Genomic DNA, 4369 nt, shown 5'->3' on the forward strand with positions numbered 1-4369 from the left:
GGCCACGCGCGCCACCTGCTGCATGCGCTCGGTGGTGGACGTGGGTGCCAGCAGGAAGATGAGGTCCATGTCGCGCGCGCGCAGTTGCGCGGCGAATGCCTCGCACTCCTCGGGCGGGTAGTCCACGATGAGCAGGCCGTCGACGCCGGCTTCGGCCGCATCGTCCACGAAGCGGTCCTTGCCGTGGATCTGGTCGTAGCGCTCCACCGGGTTGGCATAGCCCATCAGCACCACGGGCGTGGTCTGGTTCTTCTGGCGGAACTCGCGCACATAGGCCAGCACCTGCACCAGGCCCACGCCGTTGGCGATGGCACGGTCGCCAGCCTTCTGGATGGTGGGGCCGTCGGCCATGGGGTCGGAGAAGGGCACGCCCAGCTCGATCACATCGGCGCCAGCCTCCACCATGCCGTGCATCAGCGACGGCGTGATGGCCGCGAACGGGAAGCCCGCGGTGATGTAGGGGATCAGGGCCTTGCGGCCATCTTCCTGAAGTTTGGTGAAAGTCGTGGTGATGCGGCTCATTGAGCTGCTCCTCCCTTGACCGTGAGCCCGCGCATGGAGGGACGGTCGTAATAGTCGGCGCCCGAGAGATCGGCCACGGTGCCGATGTCCTTGTCGCCGCGACCGGACAGGTTCACGAGGATGGACTGGTCGGCGCGCATGGTCTTGGCCAGTTGCATGGCATAGGCCACGGCATGGCTGGACTCCAGGGCGGGAATGATGCCTTCGGTGCGGCACAGGTAGTGGAAGGCGTCCAAGGCCTCCTGGTCCGTGATGCCCACGTATTGGGCGCGGCCCAGTTCCTGCAGCCAGGCGTGCTCGGGGCCGACGCCGGGATAGTCAAGGCCGGCGCTGATGCTGTGCGTCTCGGTGATCTGGCCGTTCTCGTCCTGCAGGATGAAGGTGCGGTTGCCGTGCAGCACGCCGCTGCTGCCGCGCTGCAGCGAGGCCGAGTGCTTGCCGCTGTCCAGGCCCTCGCCCGCAGCCTCCACGCCGATCAGGCGCGTGTTCTCGAACGGGATGTAGGGGTGGAAGATGCCCATAGCATTGCTGCCGCCACCCACGCAGGCGACCACGGCGTCGGGCTGGCGGTCGGCGCCCAGGAACTCGGGCATCTGCGTGAGGCATTCCTCGCCGATGACCTTCTGGAAGTCGCGCACCATCGCGGGATAGGGGTGGGGGCCGGCCACGGTGCCGATGATGTAGAAGGTGTTGTCCACGTTGGCCACCCAGTCGCGCATGGCCTCGTTGAGCGCATCCTTGAGCGTGCGGCTGCCCGATTCCACCGGCACCACGGTGGCGCCCAGCAGGCGCATGCGGTAGACGTTGGGGCTTTGGCGCTTCACGTCCTCGGAGCCCATGTAGACGATGCACTCGAGGCCGTAGCGCGCGCAGATGGTGGCCGTGGCCACGCCGTGCTGGCCGGCGCCCGTCTCGGCAATGATGCGGGGCTTGCCCATGCGCCGGGCGAGCATGGCCTGGCCGATCACGTTGTTGATCTTGTGCGCGCCCGTGTGGTTGAGGTCTTCGCGCTTGAGGTAGATCTGCGCGCCGCCCATCTCGCGCGACATGCGTGCCGCGTGGTAGACGGGCGAAGGGCGGCCGACGAAATGGGCCAGCTCGGACTGGAATTCGGCAACGAATTCCGGGTCGTTCTGGTACTTGGCGTATGCGTCGCGCAGCTCGGTCAGAGCGTGTGTCAGGGTTTCGCTGGCAAAGCTGCCGCCGAAGCGGCCAAAGTGGCCAGATGCGTCAGGGTACTGGTATTCGAACATGGCTTGTCTGCAAAAGTTGGTCATCGGCCGCGCGCACGGCGGCGATGAATCGGTGTATCTTGCCGGCGTCCTTGATGCCCCTGAGGGGCTTGCCGTCGGGACCATCGGCCTCGACGCCGGAACTGACATCAACGGCCAGCGAGAGTCCTCGCGGGCGCACTTGCAAGATGCCATCGGTCACGTTTGCAGGCGTGAGTCCACCAGACAAAACGAGGTGAGAGGCGACGTTTGGTGGAAGGAGTGACCAATTGAATGCTTTTCCGCCACCACCATAGCCGTCGACATGGGCGTCGAGCAGTATGGCCTGGGCTTTCGAGTAACGCTGGGCATATTCTACGAGGTCGAAGCGCGCGGCATCGGGACCAAGGGGAATGCGCGCGGCGCGCAGGAAGGCGCGGGTGCCGCCCGATGTGGCGGCAAGGCAGTCCTCGGGCGACTCGTCGCCGTGGAACTGCACGCAGGCGCCCGGGATGGCGGCACAGGCGGCCATCACGTTGGCGGCGCTTTCATTGACGAACAGCAGCACCGGTGTCACGAAGGGCGGCAGGCGCCGCGCCAGCTCGGCGGCACGCTGCACCGTCACGGCGCGCGGGCTGGGGGCGTAGAGAACAAAGCCCACGGCGTCGGCGCCGGCGGCCACGGCTGCGTCCACATCCTGTTCGCGGGTGAGTCCGCAGATCTTGATTCGGGTGCGCTGCATGGGGGCTGAAGAATGGGGGAAGGCCTGCTCGTTCACGGGAGCCAATCATAGGCCGGGCTGCGCGAAGGAAGGCCCCATGAAGGATCGTATACGGGACCCAGGAAGTACAGGCCGTCCGGCGAGAAGGTGGGCGCGGCGGCATCGCGGGAGCGCGCCTCCAGCACCTGTTGCATCCACTGCGGCGCGTGTGTGCCCTGGCCTACGGCGAGCAGGCAGCCCATGATGTTGCGCACCATGTGGTGGAGGAAGGCGCTGCCCTCGAACTCGAATCGCCAGTAGCAGCATTCCATGGCTGCATCCCCGGGACGCATGGAGCTGGCCGCGGCCATCTGGGCGCCGTCGCCTGCCATGCGGCGGGTGATGGACAGGCGGTGCAGTGTCTTGACGGGGGATTTGGCCTGGCAACCCGATGCGCGGAAAGAGCTGAAATCGTGCTCTCCCAGCAGGTGCTGGGCGGCGGCCTGCATGGCGTCACCATTGAGTGCATGGAACACCCAGCCCACACGCCCGGCCTCCACGCTGGGCCGCACGGGCGACTGCAGCAGCACATAGGCATAGCGCCTGGCTGTGGCGCAGGCCCGTGAATGGAAGGAGTCGGGCACGGGCTGGGCCCATTGCACGGCGATGTCCGGCGGCAGGAAGGTGTTGGTGCCACGGACCCAGGAGAACGGGGCCCTGTCCAGCGGCGTGTCGAAGTGGACGACCTGCATGAGGCCGTGCACTCCGGCATCGGTGCGGCCCGCACAGAGGGTGTGGACCTCCTGAGCGGCAAAGCGGCCCAGGGCCGCTTCGAGATGGTCTTGAATGGTGTTGCCAGACAGCTGGCTTTGCCAGCCGCTGTAGCGCTGGCCGTTGTAGGCGACGCCGAGGGCTACGCGCATTACGAGGCCTCCGGCATGGGTTGGGTGTGCATCAAGTTGTCAGTTTTCCATGGTGGCATGTACCACCCTGTCACGCGAAACCGGCACGCGGCGCCTGGGCAGGCGCCGTCGGGCTTCAGTCTATCTCGGCAAGGAGGCGCTGGGCTTTGGCCTTGAGATCGCCGTGGGCCTCGGAGATCACTTCCTCGATGAGTGTACGGGCTCCGTCGCTGTCGCCGATGGCATTGAATTCCTGGGCCAGGGCGAGCTTGGTGGCCAGCGGGTCCTCGGGCGCCGAAGGCGGCGTTGCGGCCGTGGGAGTGTCATTGCCCAGGTCCAGGGACAGGCTGCCCAGGTCGAATTCCAGCGATTCGGCCGGTTCCGGCTTGGCCTTGGCCGCCGTTTCCAGCACGCCGCCCGAATGCGCTGCTGCCGGCGCTTGGGCTGGCGCCTCGGTGCCCAGGTCTTCCAGGTTGAACTCCATGGCGTCCAGCGACAGCAGATCGGTACTGGCGTGGCTGTCGTCCGTGGTGGAACCGGTCAGGGGCGAGGGTTCGGTGGCCGGGAAGCTGTCCGTGACCTGCCGTGTGACGGGCATGTCCAGCGGCAGCATCTCGGTCGGCTGCATGTCGCTCATGGCGCTGCTGTGGTTCAGGGCATCCGTCAGCGAGGCATGGGCCGTGGGCTGGAAGCCGGCCATGTCCAGCGATGCAGCAGGCGGCTCCACGCGGGGATCCATGCGAGGCGCCTCGCTTGCTGCGGGCTGCATGGGCTCCAGTGGTGCGCGCAGCGTGGGCTCCAGCGCAGCGAAGTCCTGTTCGCTGGGCATGGGGGCCGGTGCGGGCAGCGGGCTGGCGTGCTGCGCGGGCAGGCTGGCGTCGGCCAGGCCGCCGGGCAGGTCCATGTTGAGGTCCATGTCCAGGTCCATGGGCAGGGTGGCAGGGCCTTCGCGGTGCGCCTCCATGTCCAGGGGGCGGCTGGCCAGCGAGGCGGCCGCCAGTCCGGCAGCTGCCGCTGCGGCGCCGCCGGCAACG

The 4369-nt window shown here is 67.5% G+C and carries 5 protein-coding genes; all 5 read right to left on the reverse strand.

Going from position 1 to position 4369, the window contains the following annotated elements; all coding sequences use genetic code 11:
- Positions 1 to 522 (reverse strand): tryptophan synthase subunit alpha (trpA, locus tag L995_RS09250; RefSeq protein WP_231574393.1); only part of this gene is annotated, 522 nt, incomplete at its 3' end.
- Positions 519 to 1775, reverse strand: coding sequence for a tryptophan synthase subunit beta (gene trpB / locus L995_RS09255; protein ID WP_016447769.1), 1257 nt, complete (start codon positions 1773 to 1775; stop codon positions 519 to 521). The genes trpA and trpB, both read right to left, overlap by 4 nt.
- Complete coding sequence (locus tag L995_RS09260) at positions 1753 to 2475, reverse strand: phosphoribosylanthranilate isomerase (protein ID WP_016447768.1); 723 nt, start codon at positions 2473 to 2475, stop codon at positions 1753 to 1755. The genes trpB and L995_RS09260 overlap by 23 nt, the downstream gene beginning before the upstream one ends.
- A gap of 32 nt (positions 2476 to 2507) precedes the next feature.
- Positions 2508 to 3356 carry a tRNA pseudouridine(38-40) synthase TruA gene (gene truA / locus L995_RS09265; RefSeq protein WP_016447767.1) on the reverse strand — a complete coding sequence of 283 codons (849 nt, stop codon included), beginning with the start codon at positions 3354 to 3356 and terminating at the stop codon, positions 2508 to 2510.
- Positions 3357 to 3471: 115 nt separating this feature from the next.
- Positions 3472 to 4369 (reverse strand): FimV/HubP family polar landmark protein (locus tag L995_RS09270; protein WP_047471162.1); only part of this gene is annotated, 898 nt, incomplete at its 5' end.

The sequence above is a fragment of the Delftia sp. ZNC0008 genome (genome assembly GCF_000799035.1).
In the GTDB taxonomy this organism is placed as follows: Bacteria; Pseudomonadota; Gammaproteobacteria; order Burkholderiales; family Burkholderiaceae_C; genus Comamonas; species Comamonas tsuruhatensis.

Coding starts and splice junctions, on each gene's coding strand:
- trpB (WP_016447769.1), bottom strand. CDS start 1,775: ATGTTCGAATACCAGTACCCTGACGCATCTGGCCACTTTGGCCGCTTC.
- L995_RS09260 (WP_016447768.1), bottom strand. CDS start 2,475: ATGCAGCGCACCCGAATCAAGATCTGCGGACTCACCCGCGAACAGGAT.
- truA (WP_016447767.1), bottom strand. CDS start 3,356: ATGCGCGTAGCCCTCGGCGTCGCCTACAACGGCCAGCGCTACAGCGGC.